Consider the following 20,371-nt stretch of genomic DNA (forward strand, 5'->3'; position numbering starts at 1 on the left):
GATTTGTACGCAAATTATTTTGCGCGCAAAAGATCGGGTTGAACAGGGCCGACCCGAGGCGGTCGATACGAGAAAGGGGAGAGATCAGGTGCGCGCCGGGGGACGACCCGGCGCGGAAACTGCGTGACGGCCGGCGCCATGCGCCGGTCAGGAGACGGTTCAGCGGCCCGACATCGTCGTCGTCGCGCCCGGTTCCTGCACGCCGAAGCAGCCGCGATAGGTCGCGTAGAACGAGCAGTACAGCATCGTGACGATGATGATCGTCACCGGCATCATGATCGTCAGCGCGTACGCGCCGGCGCCGAGCGCCTGCAGCAGCAGCGACAGCGCGAGCGACGTGCCGAGCGCGACGGCGAACCACAGCACGCCGTATACGGCGAACGCGCCGCGATTGCGCCAGCAGCTGACGACGCTGAAGAACAGCGCCTTCGCCGGCGGGACGTCATGCCATGCGACCAGTACCGGCGCGAACCAGAACAGCATCGCGACCGGCAGATAGAGCAGCGTCGCGAAGAACAGCGCGCCGAGCGTGCCTTGCGCGGCGAGCGTCTCGGGCGTCGTGTTCGCTTCGTCGGCTGCGCCCATCATCACGTGGAACAGCGCGCCGCCGTCGACGAACGACGAAGCGGCGAACACGAGCACCATCGACGCGACGTAGATCACGCCGAGCACGAGCAGCCGCTGGGTCGCGACGGTGCCGTACGAGCGAAAGCCGTCGACGAGGATCGTCGGCATCACCGTCTTGCCGGCCACCGTGTCGCGGCACGCTGCCATGAAGCCGACCGCGATGCCGGGAATGAACACCAGCGGCAGCGCGGAGCCGATCACCGGCACCATCGACACCAGCGTGATCGCGAGCAGGTACGTGAAGAACAGCGTGATGAACGCGAGCGGATTCCGGCGGAACAGCCAGATGCCTTGACGGAACCAGACATAGCCCGTTTTCGCGGGCACTTCGATCAGTTGCATGCGGTTTGGATCTCGGGAAGCGCGGGCGTATGCGCGATACGCTCACGCAGGATGCGTTCGAAATGGCCGGGGTCGTGCGGCTTGAGCATCTCGGCCGCGCGCGGCAGGTAGAAGTCGTACAGGCGCGACACCCAGAAGCGGTACGCGCCGGCGCGCAGCATGTCGCTCCAGTGGCGGCGCTCTGCGGCCGTGAACGGCCGCACGGTCTGGTACGCGCGCAGCAGCGCATCGGCGCGCGCGACGTCGAGCACACCGGTCGCGAGGTCGACGCACCAGTCGTTGACGGTGACCGCGACGTCGAACAGCCACTTGTCGCAGCCCGCGAAATAGAAGTCGAAGAAGCCGCCGAGCCGCACGTCGTGGCCGGTGCCGGGCGCCGCATGGGCGAACAGCACGTTATCGCGGAACAGGTCGCAATGGCATGGGCCGGCCGGCAGCGCTGCGTAGTCGTCCGACGCGAAGAAACCGGCCTGGTGCGCGAGCTCGCCTTCGAGCAGCGCGCGTTGCGCGTCCGTGATGAACGGCACGATCGCCGGCACGTTCTCCTGCCACCACGGCAGGCTGCGCAGGTTCGGCTGGTTGCGCGGATAGTCGCGGCCCGCGAGGTGCAGGCGCGCGAGCATCTGTCCGACCTCGATGCAGTGTTCGACCCCAGGCGCGAGTTCGGCCGCGCCGTCGAGCTTCGTGACGAGCGCGGCAGGCTTGCCGTGCAGCTCGCCGAACAGCGCGCCGTCGTCGCGCGGGATCGGGTCCGGCACCGGCACGCCGTGGGCGGCCAGATGACGCATCAGGTCGAGGTAGAACGGCAGCTGCTGCGCGGTGAGCTTTTCGAAGATCGTGAGGACGTATTCGCCGCGCGTCGTCGTCAGGAAGAAATTGCTGTTTTCGATACCGGACGGAATGCCGCGGAACGCAAGCACGTCGCCCAGTTCGTAGTGGCGCATCCATTGCGCGAGATCGGAGTCGGAAACAGCGGTGAAAACGGCCATGCGGGATGCGTCAGGTCAGGGTGTCGGCACGCGGGCGGCGTGCAGCGCGACAGCAGGTGAAGGGGCGGCGCGGTTGGTGTGCCGCGCCACGGAATCAGTAGCGCAGGTTCAGCGACGGCAGGCGCGTGATCGGGATGCCCGCGTCATGCGGCTTCGGCGACGTGTCGGGCGTGGAGCTCATCTGGTAGCGCGTGCCGAAGTTCGACTTCACGTCGATCTCGACCGGCTTGCCGCGGTCGCGGTACTCGGTGACTTCGGTGCCGTTCTTGCTCTTTTCGTGGAAGCTCGGCGTGCGGCGGATGTCGGCGAAGTCCACTTTCGACGTGACTTCGGCGCCCGGCCGGTTGATCTTGCGGAGATCGGGCAGGCCGGCGGCTTCGTTGGCCTCGGCCCGGGCCTGCGCGTCGGCGTCAGGCGTGCCGCCGGCGGCGTGAGCGACGCTGGCGGCGGCAAACGCGACGGCAGCGGCGACGAAAATGAGCGGCTTCATGATGAGTCTCCAGTGAACCCACCGATTTTAGCAAATACTGCGCGCCATCCGGCCCCTCCGTGCGCAGGGGCGGCCATAAAGGCGACCGGGTTCCGTGGTAATGTCGTCGGATCAGACGAGGTGATGAAAATGAAGAACGATTTGAGCCGCCGGCACCGTGTGCTGTCGCCCGAAAGCCCGTCGGTCGAGGCTTTCGACGATCCGATCGCCGCCGTCGCGCGGTTGTCCGCCATTTACGACACGAATACGGGCTTCCTGCGCGACGCGTTCGCGCGCTATCGCCGCCACGAAGCGATTACCGAGCACGTGCGCGCATGCTATCCGTTCGTGCGGATTCGCACCGACGTCAACACGCACGTCGATTCGCGCCGCTCGTACGGCTTCGTCGCGGGCCCCGGCGTATTCGAGACGACGGTCACGCGCCCCGATCTCTTCGCGAACTACTACCGAGAGCAACTGCGTTTGCTGGCGAAGAACCACCATGTCAAGATCGAGATCGGCGTGTCGTCGCAGCCGATTCCGATTCATTTCGCGTTTCCGGAAGGCATCCATCTCGAGGGCGAGCTCGATCGCGACCGCCTGCTCGCGATGCGCGACATCTTCGATACGCCCGACCTGTCGTATCTCGACGACCGCATCGTCAACGGCACGTTCGAGCCGGCGCCGGGCGAGCCGCATCCGCTCGCGCTGTTCACGGCCGCGCGCGTCGACTTCTCGCTGCATCGGCTGCGCCACTACACGGCGACGTCGCCCACGCATTTCCAGAACTACGTGCTCTACACGAACTACCAGTTCTACATCGACGAGTTCGTGAAGCTCGGCCGCACGATGATGACGGAAAGCGACGATCCCGAGGTGCGCGCGTATCGCAGCGAGTACAGCGCGTTCGTCGAGCCGGGCGACGTCGTCACGTACAACGCGAACCTCGGCGGCGAGCCGGCCGAGGGCACCGCGCCGCCGCGCCTGCCGCAGATGCCCGCGTATCACCTGAAGCGCGCGGACGGCAGCGGGATCACGATGGTCAACATCGGCGTCGGCCCGTCGAACGCGAAGACGATCACCGATCACATCGCGGTGCTGCGTCCGCACGCGTGGGTGATGCTCGGTCACTGCGCGGGGCTGCGCAACACGCAGCGCCTCGGCGACTACGTGCTCGCGCACGGTTACGTGCGGGAAGATCACGTGCTCGACGCCGACCTGCCGCTGTGGGTGCCGATCCCGGCGCTGGCCGAAGTGCAGCTCGCGCTCGAGCGCGGCGTGGCCGAGGTCACTCGGCTGGAGGGCGTGGAGCTGAAGCGCGTGATGCGCACGGGCACCGTCGCGAGCGTCGACAACCGCAACTGGGAGCTGCGCGACCATCGCGAGCCCGTGCAGCGGCTGTCGCAGAGCCGCGCGATTGCGCTCGACATGGAAAGCGCGACGATCGCCGCGAACGGCTTCCGCTTCCGGGTGCCGTACGGCACGCTGCTGTGCGTATCGGACAAGCCGCTGCACGGCGAGTTGAAGCTGCCGGGCATGGCCGACACGTTCTATCGCGGGCAGGTCGACCAGCATCTGCAGATCGGCGTGAAGGCGATGGAGATCCTGCGCACGAACGGGCTCGACAAGCTGCATAGCCGGAAGCTGCGGAGTTTTGCGGAAGTGGCGTTTCAGTGACGTGATCGCCGGCCCGGTTGCGAAACCGGGCCGGCGGCGCCACGCTTACCATTGCGCCGGTTCGATCGTCCGGTCGAACGCCGCTTCGAGCGACGTGGTTTCGTGCGCGTCGAGCGTCAGGTCGAGTGCCGCGAGCGCATCGGTCATGTGATGCGGTTTCGACAATCCGATGATCGGCGCGGTGACGCCGGCGCGCCGCAACGCCCAGGCGAGCGCGACGCGGGCGGGAGGCATGCCGCGCGCCTGCGCTGCCAGCCGGACTGCTTCGACGGTCGCGGCGACCGCGTCGCGGCCGTCGTACCAGGACACCATCTGCTGATCGGTCGCGGCCCGCGTCGTCTGCTCGCCGCGCGAGCCAGCCAGCAATCCGCGGCCGAGCGGAGACCACGGCGTGTACGCGATGCCTTCGTCGATGCACAGCGGCAGCATGTCGCGCTCGTCCTCCCGGCAGATCAGACTGTACTGGCTCTGCGTCGACACGAACCGTGCGAGACCGTGATGCTGCTGGAAGGCGAGCATCTTCATGAATTGCCACGCGTGCATCGACGATGCCCCGAGATAGCGGACCTTGCCGCTCCTCACGATGGTGTCGAGCGCATCGAGCGTTTCTTCGATTGGCGTATCCGGATCGAACCGATGGACGATGTAAAGATCGACGTAATCGGTCCCGAGGCGCTGCAGCGACGCGTCGATGCTTGCGAGCAGATGCTTGCGCGACAGCCCGCGCGCATTCGGCCCGTCGCCGGTCGGAAAGAATGCCTTGGGTCCGATCACCACGTCGTCGCGCGTCGCGAAGTCGCGCAGCGCGCGGCCGAGAATGCGTTCGCTTTCCCCGCCCGAATAGATGTCGGCCGTATCGAAGAACGTCACGCCTGCGTCGAGCGCCGCGCGGATGGACGGGCGCGCCACGTCCTCGGTCACGACCCACGGCCGCCACGACGGATGGCCGTAGGTCATGCAGCCCAAGCACAGCTTCGATACCTTCAGCCCGGACGTTCCCAGTCTCACGTACTCCATCGGTTCGATCTCCGTTGGGGCGCCGGTCAGCGCATGCCGCCAATCGTGTAGCCGCCGTCGACGAGGATCGATTCGCCGGTCACGAAGCGTGCTTCGTCGCTGCAGAGCCAGACGACTGCATCCGCAACGTCTTCCGGGGTACCGATCCGCCGGGCCGGCGTGAACGCGGCGAACGGGCGAAACATCTCGTCGTCGCCGAAGCGGCGCGCCATCGGCGTATCGATGATGCCCGGGTTCACATTGTTGATCCGGATGCCGTGCGGGCCGCCTTCGAGCGCGACCGCGCGCACCAGCGCATCGAGCGCGCCCTTGCTCGCGGAATAGGTCGACGAGCCGGCCAGCGCGCCTTTCGCGAGCCATGACGACGTGTTGACGATCGCGCCGTCGCCGTGCGCGAGCATCGCCTCCATTTCGTATTTGATCGACAGCCACGTGCCCTTGAGATTGGTGGCGATCACGTGGTCGAAGTCGGCCTCGGTCTGTTCCACGATCGGTGCGAACGTGCCTTCGGTGCCGGCATTGTTGAAGGCCGCATGCAACGCGCCGTAGCGCCCGATCGTCGTGTCGACGAGTGCGCGCACGCCATCGGCTGAGCCGACGTCGACGGTCACCGCGAACGCTTCGCCGCCGCGTTCGACAATCGCCCGGACGGTTTCGTCGAGCGGCGCCGCACGCCGCCCGGCGACGACGACGCGGGCGCCGTCCCGCGCGAACGCGAGCGCGGCCGCCCGGCCGATACCGGTGCCGCCGCCGGTGACGAGCGCGACGCGACCGTCGAGCCGGGGCCGCATGGTGGCGGACGGGGTTGATAAGATGAGCGAATCGGACATGATGTGCAGTGCTCCGTGTGAAGATGAAATGCGCCGGCCGCTCAGTCTTCGCCGTCCGCAACCGTCAGCGGTGTGCCGGGCGTGCCCGCATAGAACACGATCAGCTCGGCGGTTTCGTCGCCGGTCTCGCCGCGATGGGCGCCGCCGACCATTTCCGGCACCACGTCGCCGGGGCCGAGCTTCAGCCGCTTGCCGTCGCTTCGGCGCACGGCGGTCAGGTGGCCCGACAGCACGTAGCCGATGTTGATCGACGGATGCGTATGCCACGGCAGGACGGCGTGCGGCGGGATGCGGTAGCGTACGACCGTCACCTCCGGTCGAGCCGTCGGATAGGCGCGGTAGGGCGAGCCGTCCCACGCGCGCATCGTTTGCAGCAGCACCGTCTCGACGGCGCGGGCGGGTGCACCGGTCTGCTGCGCGAGCGCGGGCGTCGTCGTACCGACGACGATCGATGCGGCCGCGACGGCGGCCCGGAAGGTGACGGAAACCCAACGCAGTTTCATGATGAGCGGCCCGTACGGGCTGATCGTTGAAGACGGCGCCATTGTGCGAAGCGGAACGGCACGCGACTAGCGCCGGACCGGTTGAAACCGATTCAACTTGACGGCGCGGCAGCGCGGCGCCATGGACGAATGCCCGGGCAGGCCCGGCTCGACAGGAGCATCGAATGGATCGTTTGAAGGCGCTGACGGTGTTCGTCCGCGTCGCGGTCGCGGGCGGCATCAGCGCGGGCGCTCGCGAACTCGGCATGACGCCGCAGGCGGCCAGCAAGCAGGTCGCTGCGCTGGAGGCGTTGCTGAATGTTCGGTTGTTCCAGCGTTCGACGCACCGGATTGCGCTGACGGTCGAGGGCGAGCGCCTGCTCGCGCAGTGCCGCGGTGCTGTCGGCGAACTGGAAACCGCGCTGCGCATGCTCGACGACGATCGCGTGCACGCGGTCGGCACGCTGCGCGTCGCGGCACCTTACTCGCTGGCGCGGCGGTTTCTCGCGCCGTTGCTCGGCGAGTTCTGCGACCAGCATCCGGGCATGACCGCCGAGCTGGTCGTCAGCGACGACATGGCCGACATCGTCGAGCAGCGAATAGACCTCGCCGTGCGGACCGGCGATCTGCCCGACAGCGGGCTGATCGCGCGGCGCATCGCCGAGCTGCAACTGGTCGTTTGCGCGGCGCCCGCGTATTTGCGCCGCCATGGCGCGCCGCAGACGATCGACGCATTGCGCGACCATCGTTGCACCGCGTTCCTGTACCCGCGCACGGGCAAGCCGTTTCCGTGGGAATTCCTCGTCGACGGTCGGGTCGACACCCGCCAGATCGACCCGTTCATCGCGACCAACGACATCGACGCGGAGCTCGATACGGTGCTCAGCGGTGCCGCGATCGGCCAGTTTTTCGGCTATTCGGTTCACGAGCACGTCCGTGAAGGGCGGCTCGTGCCGCTGCTGACCCGGCACGTCACCTGTCGATACGGTCTCTACCTGTGCATGCCACAGCGCGAGCATCTGCCGCGCAGAAACCGTTTGCTGATGGATTTCCTGGTCGCCCGGCTAGGCGCGCATCCCGACCTCGCGCCGCTTTCGTTCGCTCACGCGCATGCGTGACGGGTGCTTCGTCGACCGCGAGCGTGGCGGCTGACGCCGGTTTCGTCCGGCCGGGGCGCTTCGGCGTAGAGGCAGCGTTCGTGGTGCGTTGTGCAAAGCGGCAAGGCCGCCCGGCACCGAAGTGCGCGGGCGGCCTTGCGGGTCGAACGGCCGTGCTGTGTTTGGGGCACTCAGCACTCGCCCTTCTTCGCGTGCCCCGGCGGGCAGTGATAGCCGCCATGACCGTGATGACGCTCGCGATCTTCCCACTCGCGGCGTTCCCAGTAGCGGCGGCCGTCCCAGTAGCGGTCGCCGTGCCAGCCGACGATCACCGGCGCGGGGGCGACCACGACGGGCGCGGGGCGACGACGACCGGTGCGGGCGTGCCGATGTTGACGTCGACGTTGACGGCGTGAGCGAGGCCGGACAGCGAAAGGCCGAGGCCGGCGAAAGCGAGGGCGATCAGCGAGCGTTGCATGTTCTTTTCCGTGGTGTGGTGATGAATGGGCCGACGCGACGCGATGGAAGCGAGGGGACCGTTCCACCGGGGGAACGCCGCGCCGACACGATGCAGTGTGCTGCGGCACGACGGAAAAGGCGAGTCGTGATTATTACGGAGGATTGGCGGCGCGCAGGCACGCGAGGGGCCACCCATTTGACATTGGCGGGCCGCTGGTGCGGCCGATTCCGCCGCATCGTGCAGCGCCGGCTGCGGGCATTTGACATTCGACCGCGCACGGCGGCGAACAGGTATTAACAGCGCGTTACAAAGTCACGCCCGGCGAGCCGCCGGAGCGCACTGTCCGTTGCATGAAAAGCACGACAGCGGGCGCTCGGCCGGCTGTCGTCACTGACCGGTTACAGATAGAACATCCGGTCTTCTTCCGGGCGCGGCGGATGATCGTCCTCGTCCGAACCTTCTTCCTCGCCGCTGTCCTCGTAGAACGCGAGCACCGCGTCGAGCACCTGGTCGGGATCGTCGATCACCTGCATCAGATCCATGTCTTCCGGATTGATCAGGCCCATCGGAATCAGTTGATCGCGGAACCATTGCAGCAGCCCCTGCCAGAACTCGCTGCCGACGAGGATGATCGGCACGAGGCGCGATTTCTTCGTCTGGATCAGCGTGAGTACTTCGGACAGTTCGTCGAGCGTGCCGAAGCCGCCCGGCATCACGATCACCGCATCCGAGTTCTTCACGAACGTGACCTTGCGCGTGAAGAAGTGGCGGAAGCGCAGCGAGATGTCCTGGTAGTGGTTGCCGGCCTGTTCGTGCGGCAGCTCGATGTTCAGGCCGACCGACGGCGCCTTGCCGGCGTGCGCGCCCTTGTTCGCGGCTTCCATGATGCCGGGGCCGCCGCCGGAGATCACCGCGAAGCCGGCGTCCGACAGCTTGCGCGCGATCTGCACGGCCAGCTTGTAGTGCGGCGTGTCGGGTTTGAGGCGGGCAGAACCGTAGATGCTGACAGCCGGGCGGATCTCCGACAGGTACTCGGTCGCCTCGATAAACTCTGCCATAATCGTGAACATCTGCCACGATGCGCGCGCCTTCTTGGCCGTCGCGCGCTCTTGATCTGCGAGCGAACGCAGACTCGGAATCACTTTTCTCTTGTTCATAATGCCTGAAGAACGAAATCTGGAAGGTAAGACCCTGCTATTGGTTGACGGTTCGAGCTATCTGTATCGGGCTTACCATGCGATGCCTGATTTGCGTGGCCCTGGCGGGGAGCCGACCGGAGCGCTCTACGGAATCATCAACATGCTGCGCCGTATGCGCAAGGAAGTCAGTGCAGAGTATAGCGCTTGCGTGTTCGATGCAAAGGGCAAGACGTTCCGCGACGACCTTTATGCCGACTATAAGGCAAACCGTCCGTCGATGCCGCCCGATCTCGCCTTGCAGGTCGAGCCGATCCACGGCGCCGTGCGCGCGCTCGGCTGGCCGCTGCTGATGGTCGAGGGCGTCGAGGCCGACGACGTGATCGGCACGCTCGCGCGCGAAGCGGAGCGGCACGGGATGAACGTGATCGTGTCGACCGGCGACAAGGATCTCGCGCAGCTCGTGACCGAGCGCGTCACGCTCGTCAACACGATGACCAACGAGACGCTCGACCGCGACGGCGTGATCGCGAAGTTCGGCGTGCCGCCCGAGCGCATCATCGACTATCTCGCGCTGATCGGCGACACCGTCGACAACGTGCCGGGCGTCGAGAAGTGCGGGCCGAAGACGGCCGTGAAATGGCTGACGCAATACGACACCCTCGACGGCGTGATCGAACACGCGGCCGACATCAAGGGCGTGGTCGGCGACAACCTGCGCCGCGCGCTCGATTTCCTGCCGCTCGGCCGCCAGCTCGTGACCGTCGATACGTCGTGCGATCTCACGCCGCATCTCGAATCGATCGAAGCCTCGCTGAAGAGCGACGGCGAGGCGCGCGACCTGTTGCGCGACATCTTCGCGCGCTACGGCTTCAAGACCTGGCTGCGCGAAGTCGACAGCGCGCCTGCGGAAGGCGGGGGCGCCGATGCGCCGGAAGGCGAGCCGGCTCCAGTGATCGCAGCCGACGTCGTGCGCGAATACGAAACGATCCAGACCTGGGAACAGTTCGACGCGTGGTTCGCGAAAATCGACGCGGCCGCGCTGACCGCGTTCGACACCGAGACCACCGCGCTCGATCCGATGCTCGCGCGGCTCGTCGGCCTGTCGTTCTCGGTCGAGCCGGGCAAGGCAGCCTACCTGCCGGTCGCGCACCGCGGCCCCGACATGCCCGAGCAGCTTCCGCTCGACGAAGTGCTCGCGCGCCTGAAACCGTGGCTCGAATCGGCCGATCGCAAGAAGGTCGGCCAGCACCTGAAGTACGACGCGCAGGTGCTCGCGAACTACGACATCGCGCTGAACGGCATCGAGCACGACACGCTGCTCGAATCGTACGTGGTCGAATCGCACCGCACGCACGACATGGACAGCCTCGCGTTGCGTCATCTGGGCGTCAAGACGATCAAGTACGAGGACGTGGCGGGCAAGGGCGCGAAGCAGATCGGTTTCGACGAAGTGGCGCTCGCGCAGGCCGCCGAATACGCAGCCGAAGATGCCGACATCACGCTGCAGCTTCACCACGCGCTGTATCCGCAGGTCGCACGCGAGCCGGGCCTCGAGCGCGTGTACCGCGAGATCGAGATGCCGGTGTCGCTCGTGCTGCGCAAGATGGAGCGCACGGGCGTGCTGATCGACGATGCGCGTCTGCACGCGCAGAGCACCGAAATCGCGACGCGCCTGATCGAGCTCGAGGGCGAGGCGTACGAACTGGCGGGCGGCGAATTCAATCTCGGCTCGCCGAAGCAGATCGGGCAGATCTTCTTCGAGAAGCTGCAGTTGCCGGTCGTGAAGAAGACGCCGAGCGGCGCGCCGTCGACCGACGAGGAAGTGCTGCAGAAGCTGGCCGAGGACTACCCGCTGCCGAAGCTGCTGCTCGAGCATCGCGGGCTGTCGAAGCTGAAGTCGACCTATACCGACAAGCTGCCACGCATGGTGAACCCCGCCACCGGCCGCGTGCACACGAACTATGCGCAGGCCGTCGCGGTCACGGGGCGTCTCGCCTCGAACGATCCCAATCTTCAGAACATTCCGGTGCGCACGGCCGAAGGGCGGCGCATCCGCGAGGCGTTCATCGCGTCGCCGGGCCACCGGATCGTGTCGGCCGACTATTCGCAGATCGAACTGCGGATCATGGCGCACATCTCGGGCGACGCGTCGCTGCTGCGCGCGTTCTCGCAGGGCGAGGATATCCACCGCGCGACGGCTGCCGAGGTGTTCGGCGTGACGCCGCTGGAGGTCAATTCCGACCAGCGCCGGATCGCGAAGGTGATCAACTTCGGGCTCATCTACGGGATGAGCGCGTTCGGGCTCGCATCGAATCTCGGCATCACGCGCGATGCGGCGAAGCTCTATATCGACCGCTATTTCGCCCGCTATCCGGGCGTCGCGCAGTACATGGAAGATACGCGCGCGACCGCGAAGGAGAAGGGCTACGTCGAAACCGTTTTCGGTCGCCGTCTCTGGCTGCCCGAGATCAACGGCGGCAACGGTCCGCGCCGTCAGGCGGCCGAGCGCGCGGCCATCAATGCACCGATGCAGGGCACGGCGGCCGACCTGATCAAGCTGTCGATGATCGCGGTGGACGACTGGCTCACGCGCGACCGGCTCGCATCGCGAATGATCATGCAGGTGCACGATGAACTGGTGCTCGAGGTGCCCGAAGGCGAGCTGTCGCTCGTGCGCGAGAAACTGCCGGAAATGATGTGCGGCGTCGCGAAGCTGAAGGTGCCGCTGGTCGCCGAAGTGGGTGCCGGCGCGAACTGGGAAGAGGCACACTGACGCACCCCCGGCCAGTTCCCCGTTCCCGCGGCATATTGTTGCAGGGATGCTGAATATCGAGATGGTTTGCTTGTGGTCAACGCGCAAGCTCCCGGACAATGCATGTCAGTCATGTCATTGACGTGGGGCGCGCGCCCCGCGTTCCGGATCGGACGCATCGAAGTGCTTCGAACTGCACATCGATGATGTCCGAACCGGTTAATCCACCGGGCGGCGCGGGTGCATCGCGTTTGCTTCATCCGGCGGCAGCAGTTTCGAATCGCAAAGGGGGAATCAGATGCATCGGATCATCATCGTAGGCGGAGGTGCCGGCGGCCTGGAACTGGCGACGCGGCTCGGCGACCGTTACGGCGCGCGCGGCAATCGTCCCGCGCGTGCGCTCGTCACGCTCGTCGACCGCAATCCGACGCACATCTGGAAACCATTGCTGCACGAGGTCGCAGCCGGCAGCATGGACCCGTTCACGCAGGAGCTCGAATATGCGGCGCAGGCGCGCTGGCACGGCTTCGAGTTCCAGCAGGGCGAGCTGACCGGGCTCGACCGTGCGGCGAAGCGCGTCACGCTGTCACCCCTCAACGACAGCGACGGCGCGGAGCTGCTGCCGGCGCGCGAGCTGGAATACGACACGCTCGTGATCGCGATCGGCAGCACGACGCACTTCTTCGGCGTGCAGGGCGCACCGGAAAACGCGATCGCGCTCGATACGGTCGGGGAGGCCGAACGCTTCCGCAAGCGCTTGATCGCGGCATGCATGCGCGCCGAGCATCAGGCGCCGGCGCCGAGCGTGCCAGGCGAGTCGGCCGAGCCGCGCATCCAGGTCGTGATCGTCGGCGGCGGCGCGACGGGCGTCGAATTGTCCGCGGAACTGCGCAATACCGCACAGGTGCTGTCCGTGTACGGGCTGCACAAGCTCGATCCCCGCCATGACGTCGGCATCGTGCTGATCGAATCAGGGCCGCGGATACTGCCGGCACTGCAGGAGCGCGTGTCGGCGGCGACGGCCGAACTGCTCGAGAAGCTCGGCGTGCGGCTGATGCTCAGCGAGCGCGTGACCGAGGTGGCGCCCGGGTTCGTGCATACCGCGAGCGGCAAGGCAGTGCGCGCCGACCTGACGGTCTGGGCGGCCGGCATCAAGGCGCCGTCCGTGCTCTCGCATCTCGACGGCCTCCAGGTCAACAAGCTCGGTCAGCTCGACGTGCGCCGCACGCTGCAGACCTTCACCGACGACAACGTGTTCGCACTCGGCGATTGCGCGGCCTGCGCATGGCCGGGCAATGAACGCAACGTGCCGCCGCGTGCGCAGGCGGCGCACCAGCAGGCGAGCTTCCTGCTGAAGGCGATCAGCTGCCGGCTCGAAGGGCGCCCGCTGCCCGAGTTCACGTATCGCGATTTCGGTTCGCTCGTGTCGCTCGGCCACTTCAGCGCGGTCGGCAACCTGATGGGCGGGCTGATCGGCGGCAACATGCTGATCGAAGGGCTGTTCGCACGCTTCATGTACATGTCGCTGTACCGGCTGCACATCGCGGCGCTGCACGGTTATCCGCGGATGATGCTCGACACGGTCGCGCACTGGCTGCGGCGCACGACGCTGCCGCGCGTCAAGCTGCACTGATCGCGTACTCGCATACTTGCGTGTGGAGCGGGCGGGAATGCGCATGTCGTGCGTGTTCGCCGCCCGTTTTTCTTTTCGGTTCGCAACGATTCGGTCGCGCGACGATTCTCGATACGCGCCACCGCACGCGGACTCGGCAGGCGGCCGGCGGGCTGTCGCGCGATGATCGATTCGATTGCCGCCACGCGTCGTAATCGAGTCTTACACATCTGACAGTTGACGCGACAACGGATTATTGGGCATCTTGTCCGGGTTTTCGTTTGCGGCGGGGTGCCAACCGCCGCGACATCCGCGCCGCGTGCCGGTGCGATGCCCCGTCATGCCGTATCCGCGAGCGTGACGGCGGCGCCCAATCGAGGAGTGCATTCATGTTGAAACCCGAAGTCGACAGCCTGGTCCCCCATGTCCCGTTCTCGCGCCGCAAGTTCATGCAGGCCGCGCTGGGCGGCACCTTCGCGGCAGCCGTGCTGCCCGTGTCGGCGCAGACGGTCACGACCGACAGCACCGGGCTGGACGTCGATACCATCGAGATCCGCTCCGGCGATGCAAGCGTGCCGGCTTATCGCGCCCAGCCGGTCGACAAGACGAACCTGCCGGTCGTCATCGTGATTCACGAGATCTTCGGCGTGCACGCGCATATCGCGGATGTCTGCCGGCGCTTCGCGAAGCTCGGCTATCTTGCGATCGCGCCCGACCTGTTCGCCCGGCAGGGCAACGCGGCGAAGTATCCGACGATGAAGGAACTGTACGACCACATCATCAGCAAGGTGCCGGACCGCCAGGTCACCGAGGATCTCGATGCGACCGTCGCCTGGGCCGGCAAGAACGGCGGCGACCTGACGCGCCTCGGCGTGACCGGGTTCTGCTGGGGCGGTCGCCAGGCGTGGCTGTATGCGGAGCACAATCCGCACGTGCGGGCCGCCGTGGCGTGGTACGGGTTCGTCGAAGGCAAGACCGACGAGATGACGCCGTTCAACCCGGTCGATCATGCATCGTCGTTGAAGGTGCCCGTGCTCGGGCTGTACGGCGAGAAGGATCAGAACATCACGCAGGCGTCGCTCGCGGACATGCGCAAGGCGATCCAGACGAGCGATTCGAAGCTCGCGCGCGAATCGGAAATCGTCGTGTATCCGGATGCCGGCCACGCGTTCTTTGCCGACTACCGGCCGAGCTACGTGAAAGGCGATGCGGAGGACGGCTGGAAGCGCGCGATCGAGTGGTTCCACAAGTACGGCGTGATGTAAACGACGGGCGGCGGCAACTACCGCCGCGGCACCGGCCGCCGCGGCATCGGCCGCCGTTTCATCGTCGTCGCGCCGCGCGGGTGCTCAAGGATTCGGGCCGGTCGCGATCGGTCGCGACGGATCGGCGCTCCATTCGCTCCACGAGCCGGGGTACAGCGACGCGCCGTGCAGGCCCGCCACTTCCAGCGCCAGTGCGTTGTGGCAGGCAGTGACGCCGGAGCCGCATTGCAGGATCACGCGATTCGGCTCGGTGCCGACCAGCACGGTGGCGAATGCCTCGCGCAATTCATGGCCGGTCTTGAAGCGGCCGTCGGCAGTCAGGTTGTCCTTGAAGAAGCGGTTGCGCGCACCGGGAATGTGGCCGCCCACCCGATCGATCGTTTCATTCTCGCCGCGATAGCGGTCCGGTGCGCGTGCATCGATCACGACGCGCGCAGGCGACGACACGTTCGCGAGCACGGCCGCTGCATCGACCGTCGATTCGAGCGGCGTGGCCGAGCGGAAGTCGCCGGCGACCGGTTGCGGCACGTCGGTCGTCAGCGGCTGGCCGGCCGCTTCCCAGGCCTGCAGGCCGCCGTCGAGCACCGCAACCGAATCGTGACCGAGCCAGCGCAACAGCCACCACAGGCGTGCCGCATAGGCGCCGCCTTGCGCGTCGTACGCGACGACCTGCTGGCCCTGCTTGAGGCCGCGGCTGGCGAGTAGCGTCGCGAGCGCGTCGCGGGTCGGCAGCGGATGGCGGCCGTTGGTGCCCGTCTTGCGGCCCGACAGGTCGCGGTCGAGATGAAGATATTGCGCGCCGGGGAGGTGGCCGGCCGCGTACGCGGCTTCGCCGGCGCCGGGATCGGCGAGATCGAAGCGGCAGTCGAACAATGCCACGCTGCCGGGCGCCGCGGCCAGGCGCTCGGCAAGATTGGCGGCGGAAATGAGCGTGGTGTAATGAGTGTGTGGCATGACGGCTCCCTCGAGTGCAAATGGCCTGACACTCCAAGTCTAAACAAAAAAAGACGGGCCGAAGCCCGTCTTTTCGTTTGCCGGAGGCCGGGCGGCGTCAAAGCGCCGCATCCGCCGTCAGAGGTCGCCGAGGTGGCGGCGCAGGAACTCGTGGAAGTGCTGCATCCCGTCTTCCATCGGGCTCTGATACGGGCCGACCTGCGACTCGCCGCGCGCCATCAGCGCACGGCGGCCCGCGTCCATCCGCATCGCGATCTCGTCGTCCTCGACGGCCGTTTCCATATAGGCGGCGCGCTCGGCCTCGACGAATTCGCGCTCGAACAGCGCGATTTCCTCGGGGTAATAGAACTCGACGATGTTGGTCGTCTTCTGCGGCCCGCGCGGGATCAGCCACGACACGACCAGCACGTGCGGATACCACTCGATCATCAGGCCCGGGTAGTAGACCATCCAGATCGCGCCGAACTCCGGCGGCACGCCGTTGCGGAATTTCAGCACCTGCTCGTGCCATTTCTGGTAAGTCGCGCTGCCCGGCTTCGCGAGGGCGTTGTGCACGCCGACCGTCTGCACGCTGTACCAGTCGCCGAACTCCCATTTGAGATCGTCGCACGACACGAAGCTGCCGAGGCCCGGGTGGAACGGGACGACGTGGTAATCCTCGAGGTAGACCTCGATGAACGTCTTCCAGTTGTAATCGCACTCGTGCACTTCGACGTGATCGAACTGGTACTCGGAGAAGTCGAAGTGATGCTTCGTACCGAGGTTGGCGAGGTCGCGCGCGACGTTGCGGCCCTCGGCCTCGAACAGCAGCCCCTGCCAGTTCTGCAGCGGGCTCTTGCCGAGGTTCAGGCACGGTTTGTCGGGGAAGTGCGGTGCGCCGAGCAGCTCGCCTTCGAGGTCGTACGTCCAGCGGTGCAGCGGGCACACGATGTTCTGCGTGCGGCCGCGCCCGTTGAGCATGATCGCCTGCCGGTGGCGGCACACGTTCGACAGCAGCTCGATCTGGTTCGTCTGGTTACGGACCAGCACGCGGCCTTCCTGCTCGGACGGCAGCGCGAAATAATCCCCCGCCTCGGGCACCATCAACTCGTGCCCGACGTAACGAGGTCCTTTCTTGAAGAGGGTTTCGATCTCGCGCTCGAGTAGCGCCTCATCGAAATATGCAGTGACTGGAAGCTGGCTGTGGGCCGACTTCAACTGAAGCGCATCGCTCAGATTGGACATTCCCACTCCCGGTGTTAGCGTGAAAGCAGTGAACAACCCAACCATCGAAAAATCGATTTAGGGAAACGGAGAATTATACCCGGTTCGCCTCGCAAGGCTAGGATTAAGTGCCTGATTTGTGTCAATTTTTTGTCGGGCTGTCCTCGAAAGGCGCACACTGTGCGCTGGAGATGGGGCCGGAATTGTGCGCGGGCGCCCAAGACGGCAGGTCGGAAAATTCTCTTTTGCCGTAGAATGTCCGACTTGTTTTGAAATTTGACACCTCGTCCATGGCGAAAACCGCATCCCCAGGCGCCACGCCGCCCGGCAATGGCACCGAACCGTTGCCGGACAATTACGAGATGGCGCTCGCGGAACTCGAGACGCTGGTTGCCCGGATGGAAGGCGGCGCGTTGAGCCTCGAGGATTCACTGGCGGCGTATCGCCGCGGTGCGACCCTCGTTGCGTTTTGCCAACAGCAGCTCGAGAAAGTGGAGCAGCAGGTTCGCGTGCTCGACGGCGCGACGCTGAAGCCGCTTTCGTCCGGAACGGCCGCCACGGACGGCGAAGACGACGATCTATGACATTCGAACAATGGATGCGGTCCGTGCTTGACCGTGTCGAGGACGCACTCGGCCACTATCTGCCGGCTGAAACCGCGATGCCCGCGAAACTTCACGAGGCGATGCGCTACGCGGTCCTCGGTGGCGGCAAGCGCGTTCGCCCGCTGCTGTGCCATGCAGCAGGCGAGCTGACCGGTGCGACGGAGGCGGCACGCAACGCCGCGGCGGCGGCGCTGGAGATGATCCACGTCTACTCGCTCGTGCACGACGACATGCCGTGCATGGACGACGACGCGCTGCGTCGCGGCAAGCCGACCGTGCACGTGCAGTACGACGAACCGACGGCGCTGCTGGTCGGTGACGCGCTGCAGTCGCAGGCGTTCGTGGCGTTGACCGACGCCGATGCGCTGTCGCCGGTGCAGCAGGCGGCGCTCGTGCGCGAGCTGGCGCTGGCGAGCGGCTCGATCGGCATGGCCGGCGGGCAGGCGATCGACCTGGCGAGCGTCGGCCTGAAGCTGACGCGCGAACAACTCGAGACGATGCACCGGATGAAGACGGGCGCATTGCTGCGCGCGGCCGTGCGGATGGGCGCGCTGGCCGGCGAGACGCCGTCGGCGGAAACGATGGCCGCGCTGGATGTTTACGCGGGGGCCGTGGGTCTGGCCTTCCAGGTCGTCGACGACATTCTCGACGTCACGACCGATTCGGCGACGCTCGGCAAGACGGCCGGCAAGGACGCGGCGAACGACAAGCCGACCTATGTATCGATCCTTGGTCTCGAGGCGTCGCGCGAGCTGGCAGCGCAGCTGCGCGCCGAAGCGCACGATGCGCTGAAACCGTTCGGCGCACGCGCACAGCGTCTGGCCGAACTTGCCGACCTGGTAGTGAACCGGGTCAGCTGACGCGAAAGCCCGCCGCCGCGCACACGCTACGGTGCGTGCAAAAGAATGCGGGCGCGTTTGATTTCCTACAATGGAACGACGATGTACGACTTGCTGAAAACCATCGACGACCCGGCGGATTTGCGCCGCCTCGATCGTCGCCAACTGCAACCGCTCGCGGATGAACTGCGCGCGTTCGTGCTCGACAGCGTGTCGAAGACGGGCGGCCATTTGTCGTCCAACCTCGGGACGGTCGAGCTGACGATCGCGTTGCACTACGTGTTCAACACGCCGAACGATCGCATCGTCTGGGACGTGGGTCACCAGACCTACCCGCACAAGATCCTGACGGGCCGCCGCGACCAGATGCATTCGCTGCGTCAGTACGACGGCATCTCGGGCTTCCCGCGCCGCAGCGAGTCGGAATACGACACGTTCGGCACCGCGCACTCGAGCACGTCGATCTCGGCCGCGCTCGGCATGGCGATCGGCAGCCAGCTGAACGGCGACGACCGCTTCTCGATCGCGGTGATCGGCGACGGCGCGATGACGGCCGGCATGGCGTTCGAGGCGATGAACAACGCGGGCGTATCGGAAAATGCGAAGCTGCTCGTGATCCTGAACGACAACGACATGTCGATCTCGCCGCCGGTCGGCGCGCTGAATCGCCATCTCGCCCGCCTGATGTCGGGCCGCTTCTATGCGGCTGCGCGCGCGGGCGTCGAGCGCGTGCTGAGTGTGGCGCCGCCGGTGCTCGAACTCGCGCGCAAGCTCGAGGAGCACGCGAAGGGCATGGTCGTGCCGGCCACGCTGTTCGAGGAGTTCGGCTTCAACTACATCGGCCCGATCGACGGTCACGATCTCGATTCGCTGATCCCGACGCTGCAGAACATCCGCGAACTGCGCGGCCCGCAGTTCCTGCATGTGGTGACGAAGAAAGGCCAGGGCTACAAGCTCGCCGAAGCCGATCCGGTGCTCTATCACGGCCCCGGCAAGTTCAACCCCGCCGAAGGCATCAAGCCGTCGACGACGCCCGCGAAGAAGACCTACACGCAGGTGTTCGGCGAGTGGCTGTGCGACGAAGCCGAGCGCGATACGCGCGTGGTCGGCATCACGCCCGCGATGCGCGAAGGCTCGGGCATGGTCGAGTTCGAGAAGCGCTTCAAGGATCGCTACTACGACGTCGGCATCGCCGAGCAGCACGCGGTGACGTTCGCGGGCGGTCTCGCGACCGAAGGGCTGAAGCCCGTCGTCGCGATCTACTCGACGTTCCTGCAACGTGCGTACGACCAGTTGATCCACGATGTCGCGCTGCAGAACCTGCCGGTCGTGTTCGCGATCGATCGCGCGGGCCTCGTCGGCGCGGACGGCGCGACGCATGCGGGCGCATACGATCTCGCGTTCATGCGCTGCATCCCGAACATGACGATCATGGCCGCGTCCGACGAGAACGAATGCCGCCAGATGCTGCACACGGCGCTGCAGCAGCCGAACCCGACCGCGGTGCGTTATCCGCGCGGCGCGGGCACGGGCGTGGCGACGGTGAAGGAATTCACCGAGATCCCGCTCGGCAAGGGTGAAGTGCGTCGCCGCACGTCGCAGCCGGAAGGCAAGCGCGTCGCGATCCTCGCGTTCGGCACGATGGTCGCACCGTCGCTCGCCGCTGCCGAGGAGCTCGATGCAACGGTCGCGAACATGCGCTTCGTGAAGCCGGTCGATGCGGCGCTCGTGCGCGAGCTGGCCGAAACGCACGACTACCTCGTCACGGTCGAGGAAGGCTGCGTGATGGGGGGCGCGGGTTCGGCCTGCGTGGAAGCCCTGATGGAGAGTGGGGTTATCCGACTCGTACTACAATTGGGCCTCCCTGACCAGTTCGTCGACCACGGCGACCACGCGAAGCTGCTGGCGCAATGCGGCCTCGACGGCGCGGGCATCGCGAAGTCGATTCGCGAACGCTTCCTGAGCCCTGCGGCCGATGTCGCCGGCCACGCGAAGCGCGTCGCATAAGCTGG

17 protein-coding genes and 1 pseudogene are annotated in these 20,371 nt (G+C 66.4%); 8 read left to right on the plus strand and 10 right to left on the minus strand.

Translation table 11 applies throughout. The features are described 5' to 3' along the window. Positions 1–159: 159 nt before the first annotated feature. The 3 genes from SY91_RS17685 to SY91_RS17695 all read right to left on the minus strand — a co-directional run bounded on the left by SY91_RS17685 (position 160) and on the right by SY91_RS17695 (position 2,448). Positions 160–969, minus strand: coding sequence for a BPSS1780 family membrane protein (locus tag SY91_RS17685; protein WP_006479448.1), 810 nt, complete (start codon positions 967–969; stop codon positions 160–162). Continuing rightward, positions 960–1,958: a homoserine kinase gene (locus SY91_RS17690; protein WP_023474417.1), complete on the minus strand. Its 999-nt coding sequence runs from the start codon at positions 1,956–1,958 to the stop codon at positions 960–962. The genes SY91_RS17685 and SY91_RS17690 overlap by 10 nt, the downstream gene beginning before the upstream one ends. A 94-nt stretch (positions 1,959–2,052) precedes the next feature. Further along, complete coding sequence (locus SY91_RS17695) at positions 2,053–2,448, minus strand: hypothetical protein (RefSeq protein WP_006479446.1); 396 nt, start codon at positions 2,446–2,448, stop codon at positions 2,053–2,055. Between the two features lie 129 nt (positions 2,449–2,577). Between SY91_RS17695 and SY91_RS17700 the strand changes: the two genes are divergently transcribed. Further along, on the plus strand, positions 2,578–4,104 hold the full coding sequence (locus SY91_RS17700) for an AMP nucleosidase (RefSeq protein WP_011548157.1): 1,527 nt from the start codon (positions 2,578–2,580) through the stop codon (positions 4,102–4,104). A gap of 45 nt (positions 4,105–4,149) precedes the next feature. Here the strand turns inward: SY91_RS17700 and SY91_RS17705 are convergent, their stop codons facing one another. The 3 genes from SY91_RS17705 to SY91_RS17715 are packed head-to-tail and all read right to left on the minus strand — an operon-like array spanning position 4,150 to position 6,454. Continuing rightward, complete coding sequence (locus SY91_RS17705) at positions 4,150–5,121, minus strand: aldo/keto reductase (protein WP_023474419.1); 972 nt, start codon at positions 5,119–5,121, stop codon at positions 4,150–4,152. A 26-nt stretch (positions 5,122–5,147) separates the two neighbouring features. After that, positions 5,148–5,951, minus strand: coding sequence for an SDR family NAD(P)-dependent oxidoreductase (locus SY91_RS17710; protein ID WP_023474420.1), 804 nt, complete (start codon positions 5,949–5,951; stop codon positions 5,148–5,150). A 41-nt stretch (positions 5,952–5,992) separates the two neighbouring features. Beyond that, positions 5,993–6,454, minus strand: a complete 462-nt coding sequence (locus SY91_RS17715) for a cupin domain-containing protein (RefSeq protein WP_034175293.1) — start codon at positions 6,452–6,454, stop codon at positions 5,993–5,995. Positions 6,455–6,618: 164 nt separating this feature from the next. On the opposite strand from SY91_RS17715, the gene SY91_RS17720 reads away from it, so the two are divergent. After that, positions 6,619–7,551 (plus strand): LysR family transcriptional regulator, encoded by a 933-nt coding sequence (locus SY91_RS17720; protein ID WP_023474421.1) that lies wholly within the window; start codon positions 6,619–6,621, stop codon positions 7,549–7,551. 170 nt (positions 7,552–7,721) lie between these two features. Here the strand turns inward: SY91_RS17720 and SY91_RS35495 are convergent. Further along, positions 7,722–8,008: pseudogene (locus SY91_RS35495) on the minus strand (hypothetical protein). A 380-nt stretch (positions 8,009–8,388) separates the two neighbouring features. After that, positions 8,389–9,147: a TIGR00730 family Rossman fold protein gene (locus SY91_RS17730; protein ID WP_006479437.1), complete on the minus strand. Its 759-nt coding sequence runs from the start codon at positions 9,145–9,147 to the stop codon at positions 8,389–8,391. Position 9,148: 1 nt separating this feature from the next. Between SY91_RS17730 and polA the strand changes: the two genes are divergently transcribed. The 3 genes from polA (at position 9,149) to SY91_RS17745 (ending at position 14,758) form a co-directional block, all read left to right on the plus strand. Next, the gene (gene polA, locus SY91_RS17735; protein WP_043886231.1) at positions 9,149–11,902 is read left to right on the plus strand and encodes a DNA polymerase I; all 2,754 of its coding nucleotides are present in this window, start codon (positions 9,149–9,151) and stop codon (positions 11,900–11,902) included. Positions 11,903–12,179: 277 nt separating this feature from the next. Then, positions 12,180–13,514, plus strand: coding sequence for an NAD(P)/FAD-dependent oxidoreductase (locus SY91_RS17740; RefSeq protein ID WP_006479436.1), 1,335 nt, complete (start codon positions 12,180–12,182; stop codon positions 13,512–13,514). Between the two features lie 368 nt (positions 13,515–13,882). Further along, a complete protein-coding gene (locus tag SY91_RS17745; protein ID WP_011548153.1) occupies positions 13,883–14,758 on the plus strand; it encodes a dienelactone hydrolase family protein in 876 nt (291 codons plus the stop codon). An 84-nt stretch (positions 14,759–14,842) separates the two neighbouring features. On the opposite strand, the gene SY91_RS17750 is transcribed toward SY91_RS17745, so the two are convergent. Continuing rightward, on the minus strand, positions 14,843–15,712 hold the full coding sequence (locus tag SY91_RS17750) for a sulfurtransferase (protein WP_023474424.1): 870 nt from the start codon (positions 15,710–15,712) through the stop codon (positions 14,843–14,845). A gap of 117 nt (positions 15,713–15,829) precedes the next feature. Then, the gene (locus tag SY91_RS17755; RefSeq protein ID WP_011548151.1) at positions 15,830–16,936 is read right to left on the minus strand and encodes an aromatic ring-hydroxylating oxygenase subunit alpha; all 1,107 of its coding nucleotides are present in this window, start codon (positions 16,934–16,936) and stop codon (positions 15,830–15,832) included. 269 nt (positions 16,937–17,205) lie between these two features. Here SY91_RS17755 and SY91_RS17760 point away from each other — a divergent pair, with 269 nt between their 5' ends. From SY91_RS17760 to dxs, 3 genes are all read left to right on the plus strand, one after another. Further along, positions 17,206–17,499 (plus strand): exodeoxyribonuclease VII small subunit, encoded by a 294-nt coding sequence (locus SY91_RS17760; protein ID WP_006479428.1) that lies wholly within the window; start codon positions 17,206–17,208, stop codon positions 17,497–17,499. Beyond that, positions 17,496–18,380, plus strand: coding sequence for a polyprenyl synthetase family protein (locus SY91_RS17765; RefSeq protein ID WP_006479426.1), 885 nt, complete (start codon positions 17,496–17,498; stop codon positions 18,378–18,380). Before SY91_RS17760 ends, SY91_RS17765 begins: the two co-directional genes overlap by 4 nt. An 81-nt stretch (positions 18,381–18,461) precedes the next feature. Beyond that, positions 18,462–20,366, plus strand: a complete 1,905-nt coding sequence (gene dxs / locus SY91_RS17770; protein WP_023474426.1) for a 1-deoxy-D-xylulose-5-phosphate synthase — start codon at positions 18,462–18,464, stop codon at positions 20,364–20,366. Positions 20,367–20,371 lie beyond the last annotated feature (5 nt).

It is taken from the genome of Burkholderia cenocepacia (genome assembly GCF_014211915.1).
Taxonomy (GTDB): Bacteria; Pseudomonadota; Gammaproteobacteria; order Burkholderiales; family Burkholderiaceae; genus Burkholderia; species Burkholderia orbicola.

Coding starts and splice junctions, on each gene's coding strand:
- SY91_RS17695 (WP_006479446.1), bottom strand. CDS start 2,448: ATGAAGCCGCTCATTTTCGTCGCCGCTGCCGTCGCGTTTGCCGCCGCC.
- SY91_RS17700 (WP_011548157.1), top strand. CDS start 2,578: ATGAAGAACGATTTGAGCCGCCGGCACCGTGTGCTGTCGCCCGAAAGC.
- SY91_RS17690 (WP_023474417.1), bottom strand. CDS start 1,958: ATGGCCGTTTTCACCGCTGTTTCCGACTCCGATCTCGCGCAATGGATG.
- SY91_RS17715 (WP_034175293.1), bottom strand. CDS start 6,454: ATGAAACTGCGTTGGGTTTCCGTCACCTTCCGGGCCGCCGTCGCGGCC.
- SY91_RS17760 (WP_006479428.1), top strand. CDS start 17,206: ATGGCGAAAACCGCATCCCCAGGCGCCACGCCGCCCGGCAATGGCACC.
- SY91_RS17765 (WP_006479426.1), top strand. CDS start 17,496: ATGACATTCGAACAATGGATGCGGTCCGTGCTTGACCGTGTCGAGGAC.
- dxs (WP_023474426.1), top strand. CDS start 18,462: ATGTACGACTTGCTGAAAACCATCGACGACCCGGCGGATTTGCGCCGC.
- SY91_RS17750 (WP_023474424.1), bottom strand. CDS start 15,712: ATGCCACACACTCATTACACCACGCTCATTTCCGCCGCCAATCTTGCC.
- polA (WP_043886231.1), top strand. CDS start 9,149: ATGCCTGAAGAACGAAATCTGGAAGGTAAGACCCTGCTATTGGTTGAC.
- SY91_RS17730 (WP_006479437.1), bottom strand. CDS start 9,147: ATGAACAAGAGAAAAGTGATTCCGAGTCTGCGTTCGCTCGCAGATCAA.
- SY91_RS17740 (WP_006479436.1), top strand. CDS start 12,180: ATGCATCGGATCATCATCGTAGGCGGAGGTGCCGGCGGCCTGGAACTG.
- SY91_RS17705 (WP_023474419.1), bottom strand. CDS start 5,121: ATGGAGTACGTGAGACTGGGAACGTCCGGGCTGAAGGTATCGAAGCTG.
- SY91_RS17745 (WP_011548153.1), top strand. CDS start 13,883: ATGTTGAAACCCGAAGTCGACAGCCTGGTCCCCCATGTCCCGTTCTCG.
- SY91_RS17710 (WP_023474420.1), bottom strand. CDS start 5,951: ATGTCCGATTCGCTCATCTTATCAACCCCGTCCGCCACCATGCGGCCC.
- SY91_RS17720 (WP_023474421.1), top strand. CDS start 6,619: ATGGATCGTTTGAAGGCGCTGACGGTGTTCGTCCGCGTCGCGGTCGCG.
- SY91_RS17685 (WP_006479448.1), bottom strand. CDS start 969: ATGCAACTGATCGAAGTGCCCGCGAAAACGGGCTATGTCTGGTTCCGT.
- SY91_RS17755 (WP_011548151.1), bottom strand. CDS start 16,936: ATGTCCAATCTGAGCGATGCGCTTCAGTTGAAGTCGGCCCACAGCCAG.